The sequence below is a fragment of the Mycobacterium sp. IDUB_37 genome (assembly GCF_055419245.1).
Genome location: NZ_JBVAXG010000005.1, coordinates 389268 through 409010, shown reverse-complemented (window position 1 = coordinate 409010; position 19743 = coordinate 389268). Strand labels below are relative to the sequence as shown.

The window sequence follows — 19743 nt, the reverse complement described above, 5'->3', positions numbered from 1 at the left end:
CAGGAAAGAGCCATGACCGAGACAGGCGGTGACATGGCGTCGATGCGGGTGTCTGACGCCGACCGCAACGGCACCATGCGGCGACTGCACAATGCGGTCGGGCTCGGCCTCATCGACATCAACGAATTCGAGCAGCGGTCCTCGCGGGTGTCCTTCGCGCGTACCCGCAACGAGCTGGATGAGCTGGTCGCTGACCTGCCGGGTCCGGGTGCCATCGTCACTTCCGCCGCGGACCGGGTGGAACTGCGGGGCTGGGCGGGCTCATTGAAGCGACAGGGCGAGTGGATGGTGCCCACCCGTCTGGCCCTGGTGCGACGGTTCGGTTCGATTGAGCTCGACCTCACCAAGGCCCGCTTCGCGGGTCCCGTAGTCGTCATCGAGCTCGACTTGAAGTTCGGCGGGCTGGACCTGCGGTTGCCGGACGGCGCCAGCGCCTCGATCGATGACGTCGAGGTGTACGTCGGCAGCGCCAGCGACCGGCGTAAAGACGCGCCGGTAGAAGGGACACCGCACGTCGTCCTGACCGGTCAGGTGGTGTTCGGGTCGGTGATCATTCGCGGCTCACGCCGGGCCTTGTTACGCCGTCCCAAATTCTGATCGCGATGATCGCGGAGATCGCTTGCGGCCGGGCAGCCCAAAGAACCGGTGAAGCGCGCGTAGAAAGCGGCTGAGTTGTCGGCGTCGCACCTGGGCTGACCGGCAAGCGGCAGCACCGCAGCGCTTGCATCGTTAAGCTGTCTGCCATGTCTGTTCGTACCGCGCTTTCTCCCGGCGTGCTGTCCCCGACGCTGCCGGTGCCCAAGTGGATCGCGCGCCCGGAATACGTCGGCAAGGCCACCGCCAAAGAGGGCACCGAGCCGTGGGTGCAGGAACCCGAAGTGATCGAGAAGATGCGGGTCGCCAGCCAGATCGCGGCGCGCGCACTTCAAGAAGCGGGCAAGGCGGTCGCACCGGGCGTCACCACGGACCAACTCGACCGGATCGCGCACGACTACATGGTCGACAACGGCGCCTATCCGTCGACGCTGGGCTACAAGCACTTCCCCAAGTCGTGCTGCACGTCGCTCAACGAGGTCATCTGCCACGGCATCCCCGACTCGACCGTGGTCGAAGACGGCGACATCGTCAACATCGACGTCACCGCCTACTTCAACGGGGTGCACGGTGACACCAACGCGACCTTCTTGGCCGGCAACGTCTCTGAGGAGCACCGCCTGCTCGTCGAGCGGACTCACGAGGCGACCATGCGTGCCATCAAGGCCGTCAAGCCCGGCCGGCAGCTGTCCGTGGTCGGCCGGGTCATCGAATCGTATGCAAATCGATTCGGCTACAACGTGGTTCGCGATTTCACCGGCCACGGCATTGCTACCACTTTCCACAATGGGCTGGTGGTGCTGCATTACGACCAGCCTGCCGTTGAGACCGTCATCCAGCCGGGCATGACGTTCACCATTGAGCCGATGATCAACCTCGGCACACTGGATTACGAGATCTGGGACGACGGCTGGACCGTGGTCACCCGTGACCGCAAGTGGACGGCGCAGTTCGAGCACACCCTGCTGGTCACCGACACCGGCGCAGAAATCCTCACTTTGCCCTGACCTCGCGTGTTTTTGCGTGGGTTCACGACATGAAGAATGCCCGGAACGTGACCATTTTGCCCCGTCCGCAGGCAACCAAAATGCTGTAATTTGCGGTAGTGCCCTTGACGATGACGACGTTGGACGGAATTTCCGTCTCAGTGGCAGTGACCGGCCCCGACAATGGCACGGTCGTCGTCATCCTGGCCGCCGAACAGCGCGCCCCTGCGGCGTATGACGCCTTGTGCGAACGACTGCACAATGCCTCGCTCAAGACCGTCGTCATCGCCGCTGATCCGCGGCTGACCGCGAAGTCGGTGATCGGCATCCTCGACTCCCTGTCGATCTCGTGGGCCGTGTTGTTCGGTGATCGCGCCGGCGCCGACCTGGCCTGGGAACTCGCGGCCACCAAGCTGGGGCGATTCGCCGGGCTGATCGCCATCGACCGCGCACATCCGCGGGTGGCCGACGCCGACGGTGGTGTCCGCGACGAGAAGTGTCCGCCGGTGGAGATCGCCACCACCGTATTGGTGAGCTCGGCGGCGATCGCGAATGTGGCCCGCGAGGCCCAGCGCTACGTTTTCGGCGACTACCGGGTGGTGGACCTATTGGCGCGGCGCAATGCCAACGAGTCGACAGCACAGTTGGCCACCGAGATCATCCTGCGCACTAGCGGCTGGTAGCGGTACGCCGTTTGGGCCGAAGTGATTGACTGACGGTCATGACTGGGCAGGCAACCGGACCGATGTTGGGTAGTGCCGACCTCGAGCGACTCGTCGCGGCCGGTGACATCGACACCGTCATCGTCGGGTTCACCGATATGCAGGGGCGGCTGGTCGGAAAACGGGTAGCCGGCCGGTTTTTCGTCGATGAGGTGGCGGCGCGCGGTGCAGAATGCTGCAGCTACCTGCTGGCCGTCGATGTCGACGTGAACACCGTGCCGGGTTACGTGATGTCGAGCTGGGAGACCGGTTACGGCGACATGGTGATGACGCCGGACCTGTCCACGCTGCGGCTGATCCCGTGGCTGCCCGGCACCGCGCTGGTGATCGCCGACCTGGGCTGGGCTGACGGGAAACCGGTCGCTGAGTCGCCACGTGCCGTCCTGCGCCGTCAGCTGGACCGGCTGGCGGAACGTGGACTGGTCGCTGACGTCGCCACCGAGCTGGAATTCATCGTCTTCGACCAGTCGTATCGCGAGGCGTGGGCCAACGGCTATCGGGGCCTGACCGCGGCCAGCGACTACAACATCGACTACGCGATCATGGCGTCGTCGCGAATGGAACCGCTGTTGCGCGACATCCGGCTGGGCATGCAGGGTGCGGGTCTGCGGGTCGAGGCCATCAAGGGCGAATGCAACAACGGCCAGCAGGAGCTCGGCTTCCGCTACGACGAGGCTCTGGTCACCTGCGACAACCACGCCATCTATAAGAACGGCGCCAAAGAGATCGCCGACCGGCACGCCAAAAGCCTGACCTTCATGGCGAAATACGATGAGCGCGAGGGCAATAGCTGCCACATCCACCTGTCCATGCGCGAGCAGGACGGCGCGTCGGTGTTCGCCGACAGCGCTGCACCGCACGGCATGTCGGCGACGTTCCGTAGTTTTGTGGCCGGCTTGCTGGCCACTCTGCGCGAATTCACGTTGTTCTATGCGCCGAATATCAACTCCTACAAGCGATTTGCTGACGGAAGCTTCGCGCCCACCGCATTGGCGTGGGGCCTGGACAACCGAACATGCGCGTTGCGGGTCGTTGGGCACGGACCCAGCATCCGCGTCGAATGCCGGGTGCCCGGCGGCGATGTCAACCAGTATTTGGCTGTGGCGGCACTGATTGCGGGCGGACTGTACGGTATCGATCAGGATCTTGAACTTGACGAGCCGTACGCTGGAAACGCCTACGAAGCCAGTGATGTCGAGCGGTTACCTACGACACTGGGTGAGGCCGCCGATGCGCTCGCCGCGTCGGAGCGGGCCCGGCAGGCATTCGGCGACGACGTGGTCGCGCACTATCTCAACAACGCGCGCGTGGAACTGGCGGCGTTCAACGCGGCGGTCACCGACTGGGAGAGGACACGTGGTTTTGAACGACTCTGAATTCGATGCCGGCGACCCGCTGCGCCCGGCTGCGCCGCCCTTGCGATCGCCGGAGTTCGATGCCGGCGACCCGCTGCGCCCGGCTGCGCCGCCCTTGCGATCGCCGGGTGGCCCGCCCCCCGTCGTGGGCATGACGATGTACCTCGAGCAGGTACGCACAGGCATCTGGGACATCCCGGCGGCGTACCTGCCTGCCGGCTACTTCGAGGGCGTGCTCCTCGCCGGGGGCACTCCGGTGCTGGTGCCCCCGCAGCCAGTGGACGCTGACACGGTCAACCGGCTGTTGGACAGCCTCGATGCGTTGGTCTTGACCGGCGGTTACGACCTGGACCCCGCCGCATACGGACAGCAACCGCATGCAACTACCGACGAACCGCGCACCAACCGCGACGCGTGGGAACTCGCCCTGCTGCGGGCGGCTTTGGACCGCGGCCTGCCGGTGCTGGGCATCTGTCGGGGCGCCCAGTTGCTCAACGTCGCGTACGGGGGCACGCTGCACCAGCACCTGCCCGAGGTCATCGGCCACTCCGGCCATCGCGCCGGCAACGGCGTCTTCAGCAGGCTGTCGGTGCGCACGGTGGCGGGGACGCGGGTAGCGGAACTGATGGGCGACACCGTCGATGTGGCGTGTTACCACCATCAGGCTATCGACAAAGTGGGGGAGGGACTCTTGGTCGGCGCGTGGGATACCGACGGCGTGGTGGAGGCGGTCGAAGTACCGGGAGACCGGTTTGCGCTTGCGGTGCAATGGCATCCGGAGAAGTCGCTGGATGATCTGCGGCTGTTCACCGCCTTGATCGACGCCGCGCGATCGTTCGCGGACCGATGACTGCCTTCGAGCTGATCAACCCGGCCACCGAGGAAGTGTTGCGGTCGGTCGAACACGCCGATGTCGCAGCCGTCGATGACGCGGTGGGACGAGCACAGGCGGCCCAGCGGCGTTGGGCGCGGCTGGCACCCGCCGAACGGGCAGCCGGGCTGCGCGCGTTCGCTGCTGTCGTGGATGCGCACGTCGATGAGCTGGCTGCGCTCGAAGTGGCCAATTCGGGCCACCCGATCGCCTCGGCCGAGTGGGAGGCCGGCAACGTCCGCGACGTGCTGCAGTTCTACGCGGCAAGTCCGGAACGGTTGTCAGGCAAGCAGATTCCGGTCACGGGTGGCATAGACGTCACCTTCAACGAGCCGATGGGCGTCGTCGGGGTGATCACCCCGTGGAACTTCCCGATGGTGATCGCAATGTGGGGCATCGCGCCGGCCCTGGCCGCCGGCAACGCGGTGCTGGTCAAGCCCGCTGAGTGGACTCCGTTGACTACCATGCGACTCGCTGAACTCGCCGTCGAGGCAGGCCTGGATGCTGACCTGTTGCAGGTGTTACCGGGTAAGGGCGCCGTGGTGGGCGAGCGTTTCGTCACCCACCCGGGAGTCCGCAAGGTGGTGTTCACCGGGTCCACCGAGGTCGGTAAGCGGGTGATGGCCGGTGCGGCCGCTCAGGTCAAACGGGTAACGCTGGAGCTTGGCGGCAAGAGCGCCAACATCGTCTTCGCGGACTGCGATCTGGAGCGTGCGGCGGCGTCCGCACCCGGCGGCGTGTTCGACAACGCCGGGCAGGACTGCTGTGCGCGCAGTCGAATTCTAGTGCAGCGCGGCGTTTATGACCGATTCATGGAACTGCTCGAACCGGCCGTCCAGCACGTGGCCGTCGGGGACCCCTGGGCGCGCGACACCGAGATGGGCCCGTTGGTATCCCGCGCCCACTTCGACAAGGTCGCCTCCTATGTACCGGACGACGCCCCCGTCGCTTTTCGCGGCACCGCGCCGACCGGGCCTGGATTCTGGTTCCCGCCGACGGTTCTCACCCCGGCGCGGACGGATCGCAGCGTCACCGAAGAGATCTTCGGCCCGGTGGTCACGGTGTTGCCGTTCGACGACGAGGCCGACGCCATCGCGCTGGCCAACGCCACCGAATACGGTCTCTCCGGTTCGATCTGGACTGACGACCTGTCCCGCGCGTTGCGTGTTTCGCGAGCCGTGGAAGCCGGCAACCTGTCGGTGAACTCGCATTCGTCGGTGCGCTTCAACACCCCGTTCGGCGGATTCAAACAATCGGGTCTGGGGCGCGAGCTAGGACCGGACGCGCCGCTACATTTCACTGAGACCAAGAACGTCTTCATCGCAATCAAGGAGGAGGCCTAAGTGGCTGCGGTCGATCTGACTCGACGGCTGGCGGACCGGGTGGCGGTCATCACCGGCGGCGGTAGCGGCATCGGTTTGGCCGCCGCCCGCCGGATGCACGCCGAAGGCGCGGCGATCGTCATCGGCGACATCGACGGCGAGGCCGGCGGTGCTGCCGCTGAAGAACTCTCCGGTTTGTATGTGCCGGTGGATGTTTCCGACGAGGAGTCGGTGAACAAGCTGTTCGACTCCGCCGCGCATGCCTGCGGCTCCGTCGACATCGCCTTCAACAACGCCGGCATTTCGCCGCCGGAAGACGACCTGATCGAGAACACCGAACTGCCTGCGTGGCAACACGTTCAGGACGTCAACCTGAAATCGGTCTACCTGTGCTGCCGAGCGGCGTTGCGGCACATGGTGCCTGCCCAAAAAGGCTCGATCATCAATACGGCATCTTTCGTCGCGGTGATGGGCTCGGCAACCTCGCAGATCTCCTACACCGCGTCAAAGGGCGGGGTGCTGGCCATGTCGCGGGAACTCGGAGTTCAGTTCGCCCGCCAAGGCATCCGGGTCAACGCGCTGTGCCCCGGGCCGGTCAATACGCCTCTGCTGCAAGAGCTTTTCGCCAAGGACCCGGAGCGTGCCGCCCGTCGGCTGGTGCACATACCGCTGGGCCGATTTGCTCAACCGGACGAAATCGCTGCCGCAGTAGCCTTTTTGGCCAGCGATGACGCCTCGTTCATCACCGGCTCGACGTTCCTGGTCGACGGCGGTATCAGCTCGGCCTACGTGACGCCGCTGTAGCGTCTATCGGTCTCTGATACTTGCTGACACTTGTGGTGTGTTGCGTGCGTCGGGGATCGGTTGTGCAGAGGTGCCATGCCCACCGATCATGACGAGCGGCCCCGCCGCGGGGCGGCGTGAGCGCCGCATCGACCCTGTCCCCGCCTTGCTGCGGCTGGCCGGTGCCACGGCCGGATCGTACGCGCCCACCGTGATGCATCAAGTCAAGATGCCTGCCAACCTGATCCATGCATCGCGTTAGGAGTGCCCGCGAAACCGGGTCAGCTGGCGGCTTTGTTCTCAATGCGATCGGGGTGGCTTCGGGCAGCATCGCGGTGGCCAGCTTCCAGATCCAGGGGGCGCCGTCGCCGAGCACGACGACTTGGCGGATGTCATCGGCGCCGCGGCGGCGGGCCTCGGTGGCCGCCAGGGTGGAACTGGTCGGCGCGGGCGAAGCTGGCCAGGTAGCTGATGGAGTCCTCATTGCGATCAGCGGAATTCGATTAGCGGTATCGCCATTTCGGCGGCGGTCGCCGCGCCGTGGAAGCCGACGAGACGAGCCGTTTCCGGCGGCTCGTGGCTGGTCGCCAGTACTGCGGACAACCCCGTGCAGACCACCACCACATCGCCGATTCTGGGTAGGTGGCGCGGGTTGACGGGCCCGAACATCCCGCATGCGACAGCGTCTTCCCGGGTGTGGACTATTGCGTGATCGGCGAGAAGCTCGGTCCAGGTGGCCAGCACATCTGCGGTGGCTCCCGGCTCGGTGTGCAGGTAGCGGACCCGCGGTTCACCGGCGACCACCCGAACGCCCGCGGTCAGTCGAGGATCGGCGTCCATATCGATGCGCATGTCGGGCGCAACGTTGAGGCCGCCATGGTCGGCGGTCACCAGAAGTGCGGCGTTCTTCGGCAGCGCGTCGACCAGCCGGGTCAACATCGTGTCGATACGGGTCGCCGCTTCGTGCCATTCGGTGGAGCCCACGCCGAATACGTGGGCCGCGGTGTCCAGTTCGGCGTTGTAGCCGTAGAGCAGCCCAGGGCCGGCCTGCAGTTCTTCGGTCATCCGTTGCGGGTAGTCGTCGCCGGAGCGGGTGGGCAGAAATTGCGCGCCGTGATAGGCCGCCTCGGTCAGGCCGCTGCCGATGAACCACTCCGGTAGCAGAGCGCGCGCGCCGATGCCGGCCTGCGTGATTCGCTGAAACCAGGTTGGAAGCGGTTGCCACTGGTCGGGCGGGGGGTCGTCACGCCAACGGATGTGGTTGAGCACTCGGTCGGTGCCCGGGACGTTGAGCGTGAAGCCGAGGATGCCGTGCTCGCCCGGCTGGGCGCCGGTGCCCAGCGACACCAGGCTCGCTGGTGTGGTGGACGGGAACGTGCAGTTCAGTTGCTGCAACCGCCCGGTACTGCCGCTGAGCACAGCGGCGAGCAGCGGAGCGTCTGAGGCCAGCTCCGGTAACAGGTGCCAGCCCATCCCGTCGACGAGGACGACCGCGACGCGATCGACCGGACCGATCGAGTCCGTCAGCCCCAGGGTGTCGACGGCACCGGGCACCCCGAGCAGCGCCGCGGTGCTCGGGAGCACATCACATATGGAGCCGGGCACCGAACCATGCACCGGGTCAGTCTGACACGAATTTACGCATGGTAAGCCGCTCGCTGGTGACCTGCAGCTGGCGGTAGGTGCTGTCGGCCAGCGAACGCACCTGGTGTGGCTCCAGCCTCCCGCACAGTCGGCCCCAGTGCAGGGCGACTTCCTCGCCGACCTCCACGTCCGGCACGGCGCAGTACTCGTCGGCCCAAGCATCCAACCATCGGGTCGACGGTTCGGACAATGACAGCTGCCGGCAGTCCCAGTCCAGCCGGCGGCACAGCACTTCGATGGCAGTCCCGGCGCGGGAAATGACTGTGCCCCAGGTGATTCGGCAGTTATCAAGAACGTGTAAGGGATGCTGGTCCATGCCGCGACCCAGAAACCGGGTCCAGGGATATACGCCAAACACGTGGAAACAGTGATTGCCTGCTGCCTCGCCGGCAAGGTCAGAGGTGAGATGTGACCAATAACGACCGGCCTGCGGACCGATGATGGCCAGCAGTTCACCGAAGAATTCCCCGGGTGCCAAGTCGTCGCCGATGCCCCCACCCAGCCAGTACGACTCGACGAGTCGGTAATCCAGCGGGTCAGCGATATGGGTCAGCCGCGACAACACCCGCAAATACGGCCAGGCTCCAGTGAACTTCCGCGCCGCAGCCCGGATGTCTTCCACCGAGCCGTCCCGCAACGTGGCACCCAGTGGCGGTCCGCAGTAGCCCAACGCGTTGGGGGCGTATGCGTACCGGCCGAACATCTCGGCGCCGCGGGCGTCGGTCACGCGTCACGCCCGCGCGGACTGCCCGACGAGTTTGGCGGCGTCGCGGTGCATTCGACCGAAGTTGTAGTAGGCCGCGCACGCCCCCTCGGGCGACACCATGCAAGTGCCGATCGGAGTCTCCGGCGTGCAGGCGGTGCCGAAAACCTTGCATTCCCAGGGCTTGAGCACCCCTTTGAGCACTTCACCGCACTGGCACGCCTTCGGATCGGCCACCCGTACGCCGGGCATGGCGTACCGAAGTTCGGCGTCGAATTCGGCGAAGTCGTCGTGCAGGCGCAGCGCGCTCTGCGAGATGAAGCCGAGTCCGCGCCACTCGAAGTGTGGTCGCAGCGCGAACACCTTACTCATCAAGGTCAGTGCGGCCGCGTTGCCGTGCTCGGGCACCACGCGCTTGTACTGGTTCTCCACCTCGCACCGGCCCTCACGGATCTGACGCAGCAACATGGTGACCGATGCCAGGATGTCCAGCGGCTCGAATCCGGCCACCACCAAAGGCTTTCGGTATACCTCCGTAACGAACCGATACGGCCGGTTACCCACCACAGTGGAGACGTGCCCGGGGCCGATGAAGCCGGACAGCCGCAGATCCGGTGACTCCAATATCGCTTTGATCGGCGGCACGATCGTCACGTGGTTGCAGAACACACTGAAGTTGCCGAGGTTCAGATCGCGGGCGCGCACCAGTGTCACGGCGGTAGAAGGTGCGGTTGTCTCGAATCCGATCGCGAAGAACACCACCTGTTTGTCGGGGTTGTCCAACGCGACTTTCAGCGCGTCCAACGGCGAATAGACGAACCGCACGTCCGCGCCGCGGGCCTTGGCATCCAACAGACTGCCGTGGGAGCCGGGGACCCGCATCATGTCGCCGAAGCATGTGAAAATCACGTCGGGCTGTCCGGCCAGCCACATGGCGTCGTCGATGCGTCCCATGGGAATGACGCATACCGGACAACCTGGGCCGTGCACCAATTCGACATTGTCCGGCAGCAGATGTTCGATGCCGTGCCGGTAGATGGTGTGGGTGTGCCCGCCGCACACTTCCATGAATTTGAAGTGCTCGGATTCGATGGCCAGATGCTTTATGGCTCCCAGCAGTTTTCGCGCCGCCGCCGGGTCACGAAATTCGTCGACGAACTTCATCGCGCCTCCTTATACGATCGCGGACGAGTCGAAGGCTTCCAGTTCGGTGGTATAGGCGTCGCCGAGTTTCTTGATGGAAGCCAGGGTGAGCAACGCCTCGGTTTCGTCGATCTTGGCCATCGCAAAGCCGACATGGACCAGCACCCAGTCATCTCGCCCCGGCATATCGTCCTCCAACAGCCGCACACTGATGGTGCGCTGCACACCGCTGACATCGACTTTCGCCAAGTAGTTTGCGGGATCGGTGATCTCGACGATCCGCCCCGGAATGCCAAGGCACATCGGCAGTCTCCTCTCGTTCGATCAGCAGATCCGTGGCAACGGATCGCCGACGAGCATGTCGACGATCCGGGTGCCGCCGAATCCGGTACGTAGCACGACGCTTTCGGCCGGCTCGGTCACGATCTCGCCGACTTCGGCCGCATCGGTTCCCAGCGGGTGGCTGCGCAACGCAGCCAGCCCGGCCTCTGCCTCGTCAGGCGCGACGACAGCGACGAACTTGCCCTCGTTGGCGACGTAGAGCGGGTCGATGCCGAGCAATTCGCACGCGCCGTTGACCATCGGACGCACCGGAAGCCGTTGTTCGTCGAGCAGCACTCCGAGCCCGCAGGCCTGGGCCAGCTCGTTGCAGACCGTGCCGACCCCACCACGTGTCGCGTCACGCAGCCAGCGGGTGGAGGGTGCGGCCGCCATCAGCAACTCGACCAGCGGACTGACCGACGCGGTGTCCGAGTGGATGTCGGCCTCGATGGCCAGGTCACCGCGCGCGAGCATGACGGCCATGCCGTGATCGCCCATCGTCCCGGACAACAGCACTCGGTCCCCGGCGCGCACCGACTGGGCAGACAGCCGTCGGGCAGCGGGTACCACCCCGATGCCGGTAGTGGTGATGAACAGCCCATCCGCGGCACCCCTGGACACCACCTTGGTGTCGCCGGTGACGATCTGCACGCCCGCGTTGCCGGCCGCGGTTGCCATATCCGCAACGATCGCCTTCAATTCGGCGACTGGGAAACCCTCCTCGAGCACGAACGCGGCCGAGATCCAGGACGGCACCGCGCCCGCCATCGCCAGATCGTTGCACGTTCCGTGCACGGCCAGCTCTCCGATGGAGCCACCCGGAAAACGCCGGGGTTGCACCACAAATGAATCGGTGGACATGGCGATCCGCTCGCCGCTGGGCAGGCTCAGTACCGCGCCGTCGCCCAGTGACTCCAGTGCCGGGTTTCGGAACGCGTCCAGGAAAACGGCGTCGATCAATGCCGCCGACGCTTTGCCGCCCGCTCCGTGTGCCAGAGTCACGTGGTCGTCGCGTAACCGGGGGCGGCGCCTGCGGAACGACTCAATCCGTTCGATCACTTCACCTTCGGCGAATCGCGGTCCCGAGGACAGATATTCGCCGGCTGACTTTGTCATGCCGCCCCCCGACTTTGCTGAAGCTTTTCCTGTACCGCCAGCCACATTCGGTAGCCGAGCAGTGCCTGAGCTTCCTGAATGCGGTGCACGCTTTGGGAACGAACGATGAAGCACGCGTCCACATTCGGATTGTTTGCAAACGCGCCGCCGTCGTAGCCGGCGAAGCCGATCGTGTACAACCCGCGTCGGCGTGCCTCAGCCAGCGCGGCCAACAGGTTCGGTGAATTGCCGCTGGTCGACATCGCGATCGCGACGTCATTGGTCTTCGCCCGGGCGATCAGTTGGCGGGCGAACACCAGGTCGAATCCGACATCGTTGCCGAGTGCGGTGACAATCGCCTGGTCGGCCGTCAGCGACCAGGCCGGCAACGACGTTCCTGCCGTGCCGATCGGTGGTCGCGCGAACAGCCCGGCCAGGGTGGCGGAATCGGTGCAACTGCCGCCGTTTCCGAAGGTGAACATTCGTCCGCCCGCACGGAATCGGCGGGCCAGTTCGATCGTGGCCTCGTCGAGCAGTCCGGCGTTGGCTGCCAGGCTGGCGCGCCGCAGCGCGAGGCTCTCGGCAGCTTTAGCCTGCGCGGAAGCGGCCAGGTCGGCCAGCAACGATTCGGGGTCCTCTTCCTGCGCGTCGATGAACGGGTAGAGGAAGTCGGTGGGCTCCGAGCTGTTCACGTCTCCTCCTCCAGGCAGCTGATCGCCATGCCCGCGTGCACCAGCACCAAATCGCCGGGGGCGACCGGGTCGACGAGCGTCGTCACCACGCTTTCGATACCCCGCGCGGTACGCACGGTTGCCGTTTCGTCGACGGCGACCGTCACCACCTCGCCGAGCCGGCCTTCGTCACTGCAGGTGACGCAAACACCCTCCGTACATTGCGGTTTGAGTAGTCCGGGGTGCTCGAAGCACACATGGGTCAACTCCCAGAGCAGGTGATAGAACAGCACGAAGCCGCCCGTGGCGGGGATCTGCGGGTCGGGATCATCCAGCCACAGCACGTGATCGGCGGCACCGGCATCGGGTCGCGTGCCGCTGCCGATCCAGATTGTGGTGGCTCCCCAAGCGGGACTACGGCGCAGCACCGACCGCACGTCCTGCTGGTCGGCTCCTGATATCGCCACCACGATGTCGCCTGGCTGCACCGACACTCGCACCAGATCCACCAGGTCCGGTCCGGTCAACGCCACCGCTGGTAGCGCTCGTTTGCCCACGATCACCGGATGGACGAACTCGACCGCGATGTGCAGCGCGTGCGGTTCCCATGCAGGCGCGATGGACCACATGGTCGCGCCTGCCGCGAACCGCTTGGCCAACGTGAAGGCAGCAGCAGCCAGATCAGCTGCCAGATCTTCGGCAAGCCCGGGAGCTACGGCGGCGGTGTGCGTCACGTCTGCGCCTCCTCCCGGGCGATCAGCACGGCGATGGCGGCCTGACCCAGTGCCAGGCCGCCGTCGTTGGGCGGCACCAGGTGGTGAGTCAGTACTTCAAAACCGTTGCTCTGCAGCAGGTTACGACATTGACCGAGCAACAGAACATTTTGGAAGACCCCGCCGGTGAGGCCGACCAGGCGTACCTGGTCGGCCACCTGGGCGACGACGTCGGTAACGGCCACCGCGACCGCCCGGTGGAATCCCGCGGCCAGCGCGGCGGGTTGCGTTCCACGCCGCAGGGCCGAAACCATGGCTGCCAGCATGCAGGCCGGGTCGATCACCCCGTCAGGTCGTACCGTCAGGCGCAGTGGTTCCACGAATGGTGCGGTATCGGCCAGTGCCTCCAGCTCGATGGCCGCCTGTCCCTCGTAGTCGATTCGGTGCCGGACCCCGAGTAGGGAAGCGACGGCGTCGAACAACCGGCCCATGCTCGAACACGGCACACATGCGGTGCCAGTGTCCAGAAGCGAACGGGTGAGCCGCAATTCGTCAGCTGTAGCCGCATTGACCGGTGCTAGATCAGGGGCCCAAGCGATACCGGCCGAGCGTAGGTACGACAGGGCCATTCGCCACGGATTGCGCACCGCGAAGTCGCCGCCGGGCAGCGGAACCGGCAACAGGTGGCCCGCCCGCACGAACCGCTGGCTGTCTTTGCCGAGGGTGAGAATCTCGCCGCCCCAGACGGTTTGGTCGCAGCCGTAGCCGGTGCCGTCGAAGGCGACACCGACGATCGGCTCCCCGAGGCGTCCGTGCTCGGCCAGCAGGGACACCACGTGCGCGTGGTGGTGTTGGGCCAGATCGAGCGGGCGATCTTGAGCCTGTCGTTCGGCCCAGTTGCGGGTGTGATAGCCGGGATGCAGATCTGCCGCCAATCGTGCCGGTTCACCGCGGATCTCGCTGAATTGATGCACCGCACTTTCGAACGCCCGCAGGGTTTCCCAGCTGGCCATGTCGCCGATGTGCCCGGACAGGTACGCACGAGAGCCATCGGTGAGGCAGAAAGTGTTCTTCAGTTCACCGCCGACAGCGAGCACAGTGGGACCGTCGAGACCGAGCTCGATGGGCAACGGCGCGAAGCCGCGGGAGCGGCGGATCGGCAATTCGCGCGCCCCATCTTGGTCGCTGACCACGCGCACAACCGAATCGTCGCACGGCACGTGGATCGGGCGGTCGTGGTCGAGGACCGCATCGCAGAGCGACGGAAGTCTCGTCGCGGCATCGTCTTCGGTGAAACAGATCGGCTCATCGGAGCGATTGGCGCTGGTCAGGACCAGCGCATCGGGGACCGGCGCGACGGCGCCGGGCACCGGCGCCAGCAGCAGGTGATGGATGGGGGAGTAGGGCAGCATCAATCCGATCATGGGGCTGCCGGGTGCGACGGAATCGGCGAGCGGCCACATCGTGGCAGGGGACCGCCGGCGCAACAGCACGATCGGCCGGGCCGGGCTCGACAACACCGCGGCTTCGGTCTCGTCGACGTAGGCGAATCGTCGCGCGACCCGGAGGTCACGCACCAACATGGCGAAAGGTTTGGCGCCCCTCGACTTTCGCTCCCGCAGCCTGCGGACTACCGCATCGTCGCCGACTAGGCACGCCAAGTGGTATCCGCCGATGCCCTTGACAGCGACGATCGCACCGGACAGTAGCGCGCGTTGGGCGGCCGCCAGCACCGCGTCGGATCCCCTCGTTTCGATGTGACCATCGGCGGACCGAAACGACAGCGATGGACCGCAATCCGGGCATGCGATCGGTTGGGCGTGGAACCGGCGGTCGGCCGCGTCGTGATATTCGGCAGTGCACCGCCGGCACATGGCGAACGCCGACATGGTGGTATTCGGTCGGTCGTACGGCAGGCCCCTGATGATGGTCAATCGGGGACCACAGTTGGTGCAAGTGACGAACGGGTGGCGGTAACGCCGGTTGCTCGGGTCGAACATCTCCGCCACGCATTCGTCGCAGACCGCGACGTCGGGCGGAATCGGGGTCACCGCGCCACCGGCAGCCTTACTGGCCACGATCCGAAACTCGGGCAAGCAATGACGCAACACAGCCATGTCGGCAACCGAAACGGAACGGATGCGCGCCAGTGGCGGTGCTTCGGCATGCAGCCGATTCGCCAGCTCTTGCACGTCGGCGCGGTCGCCTTGTACCTCCAGAAAGACTGCGCCGGAGTCATTTCCGACGAAGCCGGTGAGGCCCAATTCGGTGGCGATGCGGTGCACGAACGGACGGAATCCAACCCCCTGAACGACACCCGTCACAGTGATGCGCTGCCGAACCTCGTCCAGCCGCGCCAGGGGGACAGCGGTCATGTCAACCGCCCCCCGGGTCGTGTGTTCCGGTCGTTGTTTCGAAGGCGGGATCGGTACGGCCGCGGCCCATCAGCTCCAGGCCGGCCATGGCCTGTTCAGCACCGGCGCGGTCAGTCTTCTCCACCGCGAAGCCCATGTGGATGATCACCCAGTCGCCTGGCGCGAACGTCTCCTCCGGCAGCATGCCGATGTTGACTCTGCGCGGCTGGCCGGTGACGTCGACCAGGGCGAGCTGGCCTTCGTAACCATCCAGCATCCTGATCACCTGACCGGGTATTCCCAGACACATACGTCAACACCCGTCTCGCGGATCGGAATCAGATTCCGAATTGGACAGTGCTGCAACGATTTCCTGCACCGCCCGGGCCGCCCGGGGTACGGCCATCGCGACGGGCTCGGTCAGGCCCAGGCCTTCTTCGACGCAGCCTGCCTCGCAGCCGATGATCACCGTGTAGGGCGGAGTGCCGCCAAGTGCCCGCAGACTGGCGAACACCGCTTCGGGATCCATGCTGTGCGAGTCCAAACCGGTTGTGCCCGAGTCTGCTTCGTGATCAGCCTGGAACACGTGCAGTGTGCCGGGGCTGCCGCGGTTGGGTATCGCGTCGACGAGGAGCAGCGAGTCCCAGTCGTCGAGCAGATCGAAGGCCAGGTGCATGCCGCTGATGCCGTAGTCGACTACCCGCGCGCCGGACTCCTGCCCGATCTGGGTATGGCGGATCACCTCGGAGCCGAAGCCGTCGTCGCCGAGGAAGATGTTGCCGATTCCGGCCACCAAAATGCGCCCTGCCATAAGTCTGACCTGCCTACATGCGCCTGAGCTTCAGGTAGCGCTTCGCATCGGGAAGCGACGCGACACCCAAGCCCACCGCTACCAAGAGCACCAGTCCGATGAGGGCGACGAACACCCAACCTAAGACATCCATGGCGAATTCCTTTCGTGACTAATCGGAGCGTTCTGTTCCACGAGTGGCTCGAGCTCGTCGGGGGAGAAGTACAGGTAGCGGCCATACCAGTCGTGCAGGTCGGCGGCCGGGTCGTCCTCCACTACCACCCCGACGTGCTTGTTGCCTTCGACGTCCTCGTGCACCGAGGTGACCCGCGCTATCTTCCCGGCGACGAAGATGTCCTGAGCGTCGGCATTGCGTCGCGGGTGCAGCACGACGCGACTATCGCGGGCAACGCGGATCCCGTTCACCACGACCGCATCGATATCGGGCCGGACTGCGTTGTCGGCCAGCGGATCCCACCAGTCGATGCCGTCGGGAATTTTGGGGATCAGGCCGGATGCCGCATGCGGATCGCGCAGCACGCCATGCAGCCGGCCCAGGTCCTCCGGTGACATGGCCTCACATGCGTCGATGATCTGTGCCGCCCGGGGATCGGTGGCCCGTGCTTGGGCTTTCTCTTCCTCCGTCATCGTCATCACCCGCAAGGTCAGGATCTCGTCGATCTCCGTGCAGTCGAACAGGGCGGTGTTGCTCTGTTCGGCCACCTCAGGGTGGTCGTAGAGGATGATCGGGGAGATCAGCAGCAAGTCGCGCGCGCCGGCTGGTCCGGCCAGCACCGGGAAGCATCGATGCTGCCGGCACCGGGCTGCCGCGGCGACGGCCGCGTCGGCGGGGTCGAGGAGTGAAACGAATTCACCGCCGACGACCTCGGCGATGACATGGCTACCGATCATGGACCGGGCGATCGCATCGTCCTTCTCGGCAGCGTTGCCACCGACGTTGGTAAGGCGCAAAGACACCTTCTGCAGGTCGCCATCCGGTTCGACGGACACTGTCAGTTCGCCGCTCAGTTGCCGGCGTTCGCGTACCAGGCGACCTCCGTCGAGATTCTCGACGTCGATACCCGCCCGCGCGTGTACCGGAAGTGTCCACGGCCCGTCGGCGAGTGCCAGCGGTCCGAAGGAGATTTCGCACTCCACGGCTTCGTCCCAGGTTAGCCAGGATCCGGACGCGTTGGTCAGCGTATCCACCGGATCGAAGCTGCCATCGCTGCTATCCCGTTCCGTTCGCCGGCGTTGCAACTGCAAGAACCGGACCACCAGCGTGATCGCGTGGCCCGAGTCGACCAGGAACTGCGCTGCGAGCGTGTCGTCTTCGCCGACCCCGGCCGCTGCCGCCCCGGGCGGTCCCAGAACTCCGAATTGCCAGCGGGATTGATTCTTGCTGGAGGTTGCGCGGTATGGGTACAAGAGGTACCCCTCGTAGAGCACCGCGTCGGCGACGGCGCGGGCCCGGTCCCAGCTCGACGTCACAACGACGCCTCTCGTCGCGCGGCTTCGGTGAGCAGTTCGGTCACCGCGTGATCCAGATCGAGCATCCCGTGCGCCGACTTGTAGCCGGCCAGCGCGGATACTGTCTCGTGCCGCAGGCGCACCCAGCCGGTGTTCGGGTAGTGCAGCGCGATCAGGTCCTGCCACACCCCGACCGGCATGTCGTAGCGGTCCTCGCAGTCCCAGGACACCTGCTGGACGGAGAACCCGCGTTCGGATTTGACGAAAATTGTTCCGCTGAATAGGAATTGGAGCGGCATGGCGCCCCCTTTGAGGGCGTGTAGATACTTGGCCGCGGTGACCTCGAAGTCGTAGGTGCAGTCCAGCGGCAGCGCGACCGTGGCATTGCCCGCGAAGCCTGGCACCATCGCGCTGCAGTGCTGCCACAGGAAGGTGCGTTGGGTGGTTGCCCAACGGTCGCGGGTACCGAACATGTCGGTGAGTCCGGCGGCCTCCTCGTCGGAATAGCTGCGCCGCAGCGGTTCAATCCGCACCTGGCACCGCAGGGCGATCGCGTGCACCGGGTCGTCGGCGCTGGCTGCGACGCCGATGCGAGCGGTCAGCGTCGGCGTCACCGCATAGGGCTCCGGCGTCACGTCCAACACGGCAAAGGTCACGTCCATCGGCCGGTCGCTCATCGCGGTGCCTTTCGCGCGCGGCCCGCGATCTGCGCGAACAAGTCGTCGATGTAGGCCCGTGCCTCTTGGCCGCCGTCGAAGCCGCGCCACAGCATGCGCAGCCGTCCGACGAACTCATAACAGGCATCAATGGGAACGAGATAGGTTTCGGGCCTGGATGTTTCGTCATCTTCCGGGATCCTGACCAGCAGGGCCTCGACATCTTCGGTCAGCAGGTCGACCCGGGGGTCGGCTGCTCGTATGGCGCTCCACATATCGAGGTCCAACTCGGACTCGCATGCCCCGGCGGGGCCGGGATAGAAGGCGACCGTGCGGCCCAACGCGGAATTGGTGAAGAAGAACGCCACCCCGACAGGGATCTGCAGCGACTCCCAGGCTCGTCGGTCCAACGCGAAGTTGTCGAAAGCCAGATATCGGTCGGGTACGGCCTTGTAGCGCAGCTCCGCATGGACGTCGGTGAACAGCAGATAACAGCCACGGCAGACGCACATCAATTGCCGCCCGCCCACATTGACCACGTGCTGGTGCTCGTCGGAGATCGACTCGTTGCACATCTCGCACCGCTCGCCGGCCGGCTCGGGTTGCCGTCGGCTGCTGGTGATGCGCGCTAAGACGTCGTATGGGCTGGTCATGCGAGCACTGCCCGGTCCGTTAAGGCCACCGACAACACGCCGTTGCGCGGCAGCAGCGGTAGGGGCTCGAGGTGAGCTCCATCGGGTCCGCCGGAGCCCGCGTGCACGACATCGAATTGTGTTCTACATCGGGGACATTGGAGCAGATCGCCGTGCAGCCTGGCACCTGCCAGCGAGTCGTCGCAGAGCGGGCAGTGGTCGCGGTAGACCAGGGTTTGATCCCCGACCCGGCACGCAAGAACTGTCGCGTCGGCGACCAGGAACCCGGCGACCTCGCCGGGGGCCAACTCTGCCAACTCGGGCATCGCGTGCCACGACGTGGTGCCGTGCCCATTGGAGTGCACATGCGCCAGTAGCGATTCCGCGGGAATGACATTGGCGGGCTCGGCAGTAATCGCCTCGATAGAGCTGACCTCTGGGGCGGCCGCGCGCACGGCGTCCTCGACGGCAAGTTCCAATGTCACCGACGAGGACGGACAGCTCTTACAGCTTCCCCGGAAGGCCAGTCGCACTACCCCGTCGGCGGTGACCTCGATCAAATCCACGTCACCGCCGTGCGATCCCAAGTAGGGCCGCACCCGGTCCAGTGCATCGGCGACCCGACGGTGCAGGTCGTGCGGATGCAGCCCGTGTACCAGGAGCAGGCTGGCCACCAGGTCGTCAGTGGCCAGCCGCTCGGCTAGACCCGCGTCGGCAGCGGCGCCCAACTGGATGATCCGTTCCAGCCCGGCCCCGTAGAGTCCGACCACCTCCCGGACCAGTTGTTGGGCGCGTTCGTGCGCGGCGGGGCCTCCAGCCGCGCAGGAATCCAGGAGTGTCTGGATTCGATCGCCCGCCGTACGCCATTGCGTCTCGTTGTCAGGGTTCTCCGGGCGACCGGGTGTTTTCATTCCGGAG

22 protein-coding genes are annotated in these 19743 nt (G+C 65.7%); 7 read left to right on the top strand and 15 right to left on the bottom strand.

The window, feature by feature from the left end; translation table 11 throughout:
• Positions 1-12 precede the first annotated feature (12 nt).
• The 7 genes from ACZY1I_RS19740 to ACZY1I_RS19710 all read left to right on the top strand — a co-directional run bounded on the left by ACZY1I_RS19740 (position 13) and on the right by ACZY1I_RS19710 (position 6654).
• The gene (locus tag ACZY1I_RS19740) at positions 13-597 is read left to right on the top strand and encodes a DUF1707 SHOCT-like domain-containing protein (protein ID WP_463756151.1); all 585 of its coding nucleotides are present in this window, start codon (positions 13-15) and stop codon (positions 595-597) included.
• A gap of 146 nt (positions 598-743) precedes the next feature.
• Positions 744-1601 (top strand): type I methionyl aminopeptidase, encoded by an 858-nt coding sequence (map, locus tag ACZY1I_RS19735; RefSeq protein ID WP_463756150.1) that lies wholly within the window; start codon positions 744-746, stop codon positions 1599-1601.
• A 98-nt stretch (positions 1602-1699) separates the two neighbouring features.
• Positions 1700-2263 carry an alpha/beta hydrolase gene (locus ACZY1I_RS19730; protein ID WP_463756149.1) on the top strand — a complete coding sequence of 188 codons (564 nt, stop codon included), beginning with the start codon at positions 1700-1702 and terminating at the stop codon, positions 2261-2263.
• A gap of 62 nt (positions 2264-2325) precedes the next feature.
• Positions 2326-3678 (top strand): glutamine synthetase family protein, encoded by a 1353-nt coding sequence (locus tag ACZY1I_RS19725; RefSeq protein WP_463756309.1) that lies wholly within the window; start codon positions 2326-2328, stop codon positions 3676-3678.
• A complete protein-coding gene (locus tag ACZY1I_RS19720) occupies positions 3659-4507 on the top strand; it encodes a gamma-glutamyl-gamma-aminobutyrate hydrolase family protein (protein WP_463756148.1) in 849 nt (282 codons plus the stop codon). The genes ACZY1I_RS19725 and ACZY1I_RS19720 overlap by 20 nt, the downstream gene beginning before the upstream one ends.
• Positions 4504-5871 carry an aldehyde dehydrogenase family protein gene (locus ACZY1I_RS19715; protein ID WP_463756147.1) on the top strand — a complete coding sequence of 456 codons (1368 nt, stop codon included), beginning with the start codon at positions 4504-4506 and terminating at the stop codon, positions 5869-5871. The genes ACZY1I_RS19720 and ACZY1I_RS19715 overlap by 4 nt, the downstream gene beginning before the upstream one ends.
• A complete protein-coding gene (locus tag ACZY1I_RS19710; protein ID WP_463756146.1) occupies positions 5872-6654 on the top strand; it encodes a 3-oxoacyl-ACP reductase in 783 nt (260 codons plus the stop codon).
• A gap of 468 nt (positions 6655-7122) precedes the next feature.
• Here the strand turns inward: ACZY1I_RS19710 and ACZY1I_RS19705 are convergent, their stop codons facing one another.
• From ACZY1I_RS19705 to ACZY1I_RS19635, 15 genes are read right to left on the bottom strand one after another with little or no spacing between them, the layout of a single operon-like run.
• Positions 7123-8238 carry an alkaline phosphatase family protein gene (locus tag ACZY1I_RS19705; RefSeq protein ID WP_463756308.1) on the bottom strand — a complete coding sequence of 372 codons (1116 nt, stop codon included), beginning with the start codon at positions 8236-8238 and terminating at the stop codon, positions 7123-7125.
• A gap of 16 nt (positions 8239-8254) precedes the next feature.
• Entirely contained in the window at positions 8255-9004 is a 750-nt protein-coding gene (locus ACZY1I_RS19700) for a DUF6390 family protein (protein ID WP_463756145.1), read from the bottom strand.
• Positions 9005-9007: 3 nt separating this feature from the next.
• Entirely contained in the window at positions 9008-10144 is a 1137-nt protein-coding gene (gene hypD / locus ACZY1I_RS19695; protein WP_463756144.1) for a hydrogenase formation protein HypD, read from the bottom strand.
• A 9-nt stretch (positions 10145-10153) separates the two neighbouring features.
• Positions 10154-10426: a HypC/HybG/HupF family hydrogenase formation chaperone gene (locus ACZY1I_RS19690; RefSeq protein ID WP_463756143.1), complete on the bottom strand. Its 273-nt coding sequence runs from the start codon at positions 10424-10426 to the stop codon at positions 10154-10156.
• Positions 10427-10447: 21 nt separating this feature from the next.
• Positions 10448-11560, bottom strand: a complete 1113-nt coding sequence (gene hypE, locus ACZY1I_RS19685; protein WP_463756142.1) for a hydrogenase expression/formation protein HypE — start codon at positions 11558-11560, stop codon at positions 10448-10450.
• Entirely contained in the window at positions 11557-12231 is a 675-nt protein-coding gene (locus ACZY1I_RS19680) for a D-sedoheptulose-7-phosphate isomerase (protein ID WP_463756141.1), read from the bottom strand. The genes hypE and ACZY1I_RS19680 overlap by 4 nt, the downstream gene beginning before the upstream one ends.
• On the bottom strand, positions 12228-12944 hold the full coding sequence (locus ACZY1I_RS19675) for a HypC/HybG/HupF family hydrogenase formation chaperone (protein ID WP_463756140.1): 717 nt from the start codon (positions 12942-12944) through the stop codon (positions 12228-12230). The genes ACZY1I_RS19680 and ACZY1I_RS19675 overlap by 4 nt, the downstream gene beginning before the upstream one ends.
• Complete coding sequence (gene hypF / locus ACZY1I_RS19670) at positions 12941-15298, bottom strand: carbamoyltransferase HypF (protein ID WP_463756139.1); 2358 nt, start codon at positions 15296-15298, stop codon at positions 12941-12943. Before hypF ends, ACZY1I_RS19675 begins: the two co-directional genes overlap by 4 nt.
• 1 nt (position 15299) lies before the next feature.
• Complete coding sequence (locus ACZY1I_RS19665; RefSeq protein WP_463756138.1) at positions 15300-15587, bottom strand: HypC/HybG/HupF family hydrogenase formation chaperone; 288 nt, start codon at positions 15585-15587, stop codon at positions 15300-15302.
• A gap of 3 nt (positions 15588-15590) precedes the next feature.
• Positions 15591-16088 carry a hydrogenase maturation protease gene (locus ACZY1I_RS19660; RefSeq protein ID WP_463756137.1) on the bottom strand — a complete coding sequence of 166 codons (498 nt, stop codon included), beginning with the start codon at positions 16086-16088 and terminating at the stop codon, positions 15591-15593.
• Positions 16089-16101: 13 nt separating this feature from the next.
• Positions 16102-16221 carry a DUF6893 family small protein gene (locus ACZY1I_RS19655; RefSeq protein ID WP_463756136.1) on the bottom strand — a complete coding sequence of 40 codons (120 nt, stop codon included), beginning with the start codon at positions 16219-16221 and terminating at the stop codon, positions 16102-16104.
• A complete protein-coding gene (locus ACZY1I_RS19650; RefSeq protein WP_463756135.1) occupies positions 16209-17558 on the bottom strand; it encodes a hypothetical protein in 1350 nt (449 codons plus the stop codon). Before ACZY1I_RS19650 ends, ACZY1I_RS19655 begins: the two co-directional genes overlap by 13 nt.
• Positions 17555-18214 carry a DUF6084 family protein gene (locus ACZY1I_RS19645; RefSeq protein ID WP_463756134.1) on the bottom strand — a complete coding sequence of 220 codons (660 nt, stop codon included), beginning with the start codon at positions 18212-18214 and terminating at the stop codon, positions 17555-17557. The genes ACZY1I_RS19650 and ACZY1I_RS19645 overlap by 4 nt, the downstream gene beginning before the upstream one ends.
• Positions 18211-18846, bottom strand: coding sequence for a DUF5947 family protein (locus ACZY1I_RS19640; protein WP_463756133.1), 636 nt, complete (start codon positions 18844-18846; stop codon positions 18211-18213). The genes ACZY1I_RS19645 and ACZY1I_RS19640 overlap by 4 nt, the downstream gene beginning before the upstream one ends.
• The gene (locus tag ACZY1I_RS19635) at positions 18843-19736 is read right to left on the bottom strand and encodes a NifU family protein (RefSeq protein WP_463756132.1); all 894 of its coding nucleotides are present in this window, start codon (positions 19734-19736) and stop codon (positions 18843-18845) included. Before ACZY1I_RS19635 ends, ACZY1I_RS19640 begins: the two co-directional genes overlap by 4 nt.
• Positions 19737-19743: the final 7 nt, after the last annotated feature.

What these genes read in the sequence shown, in the direction of transcription:
- ACZY1I_RS19645 (WP_463756134.1), bottom strand. Translation starts at nt 18,214, where the DNA reads ATGAGCGACCGGCCGATGGACGTGACCTTTGCCGTGTTGGACGTGACG.
- hypF (WP_463756139.1), bottom strand. Translation starts at nt 15,298, where the DNA reads ATGACCGCTGTCCCCCTGGCGCGGCTGGACGAGGTTCGGCAGCGCATC.
- ACZY1I_RS19640 (WP_463756133.1), bottom strand. Translation starts at nt 18,846, where the DNA reads ATGACCAGCCCATACGACGTCTTAGCGCGCATCACCAGCAGCCGACGG.
- map (WP_463756150.1), top strand. Translation starts at nt 744, where the DNA reads ATGTCTGTTCGTACCGCGCTTTCTCCCGGCGTGCTGTCCCCGACGCTG.
- hypE (WP_463756142.1), bottom strand. Translation starts at nt 11,560, where the DNA reads ATGACAAAGTCAGCCGGCGAATATCTGTCCTCGGGACCGCGATTCGCC.
- hypD (WP_463756144.1), bottom strand. Translation starts at nt 10,144, where the DNA reads ATGAAGTTCGTCGACGAATTTCGTGACCCGGCGGCGGCGCGAAAACTG.
- ACZY1I_RS19665 (WP_463756138.1), bottom strand. Translation starts at nt 15,587, where the DNA reads ATGTGTCTGGGAATACCCGGTCAGGTGATCAGGATGCTGGATGGTTAC.
- ACZY1I_RS19740 (WP_463756151.1), top strand. Translation starts at nt 13, where the DNA reads ATGACCGAGACAGGCGGTGACATGGCGTCGATGCGGGTGTCTGACGCC.
- ACZY1I_RS19660 (WP_463756137.1), bottom strand. Translation starts at nt 16,088, where the DNA reads ATGGCAGGGCGCATTTTGGTGGCCGGAATCGGCAACATCTTCCTCGGC.
- ACZY1I_RS19690 (WP_463756143.1), bottom strand. Translation starts at nt 10,426, where the DNA reads ATGTGCCTTGGCATTCCGGGGCGGATCGTCGAGATCACCGATCCCGCA.
- ACZY1I_RS19635 (WP_463756132.1), bottom strand. Translation starts at nt 19,736, where the DNA reads ATGAAAACACCCGGTCGCCCGGAGAACCCTGACAACGAGACGCAATGG.
- ACZY1I_RS19725 (WP_463756309.1), top strand. Translation starts at nt 2,326, where the DNA reads ATGTTGGGTAGTGCCGACCTCGAGCGACTCGTCGCGGCCGGTGACATC.
- ACZY1I_RS19715 (WP_463756147.1), top strand. Translation starts at nt 4,504, where the DNA reads ATGACTGCCTTCGAGCTGATCAACCCGGCCACCGAGGAAGTGTTGCGG.
- ACZY1I_RS19655 (WP_463756136.1), bottom strand. Translation starts at nt 16,221, where the DNA reads ATGGATGTCTTAGGTTGGGTGTTCGTCGCCCTCATCGGACTGGTGCTC.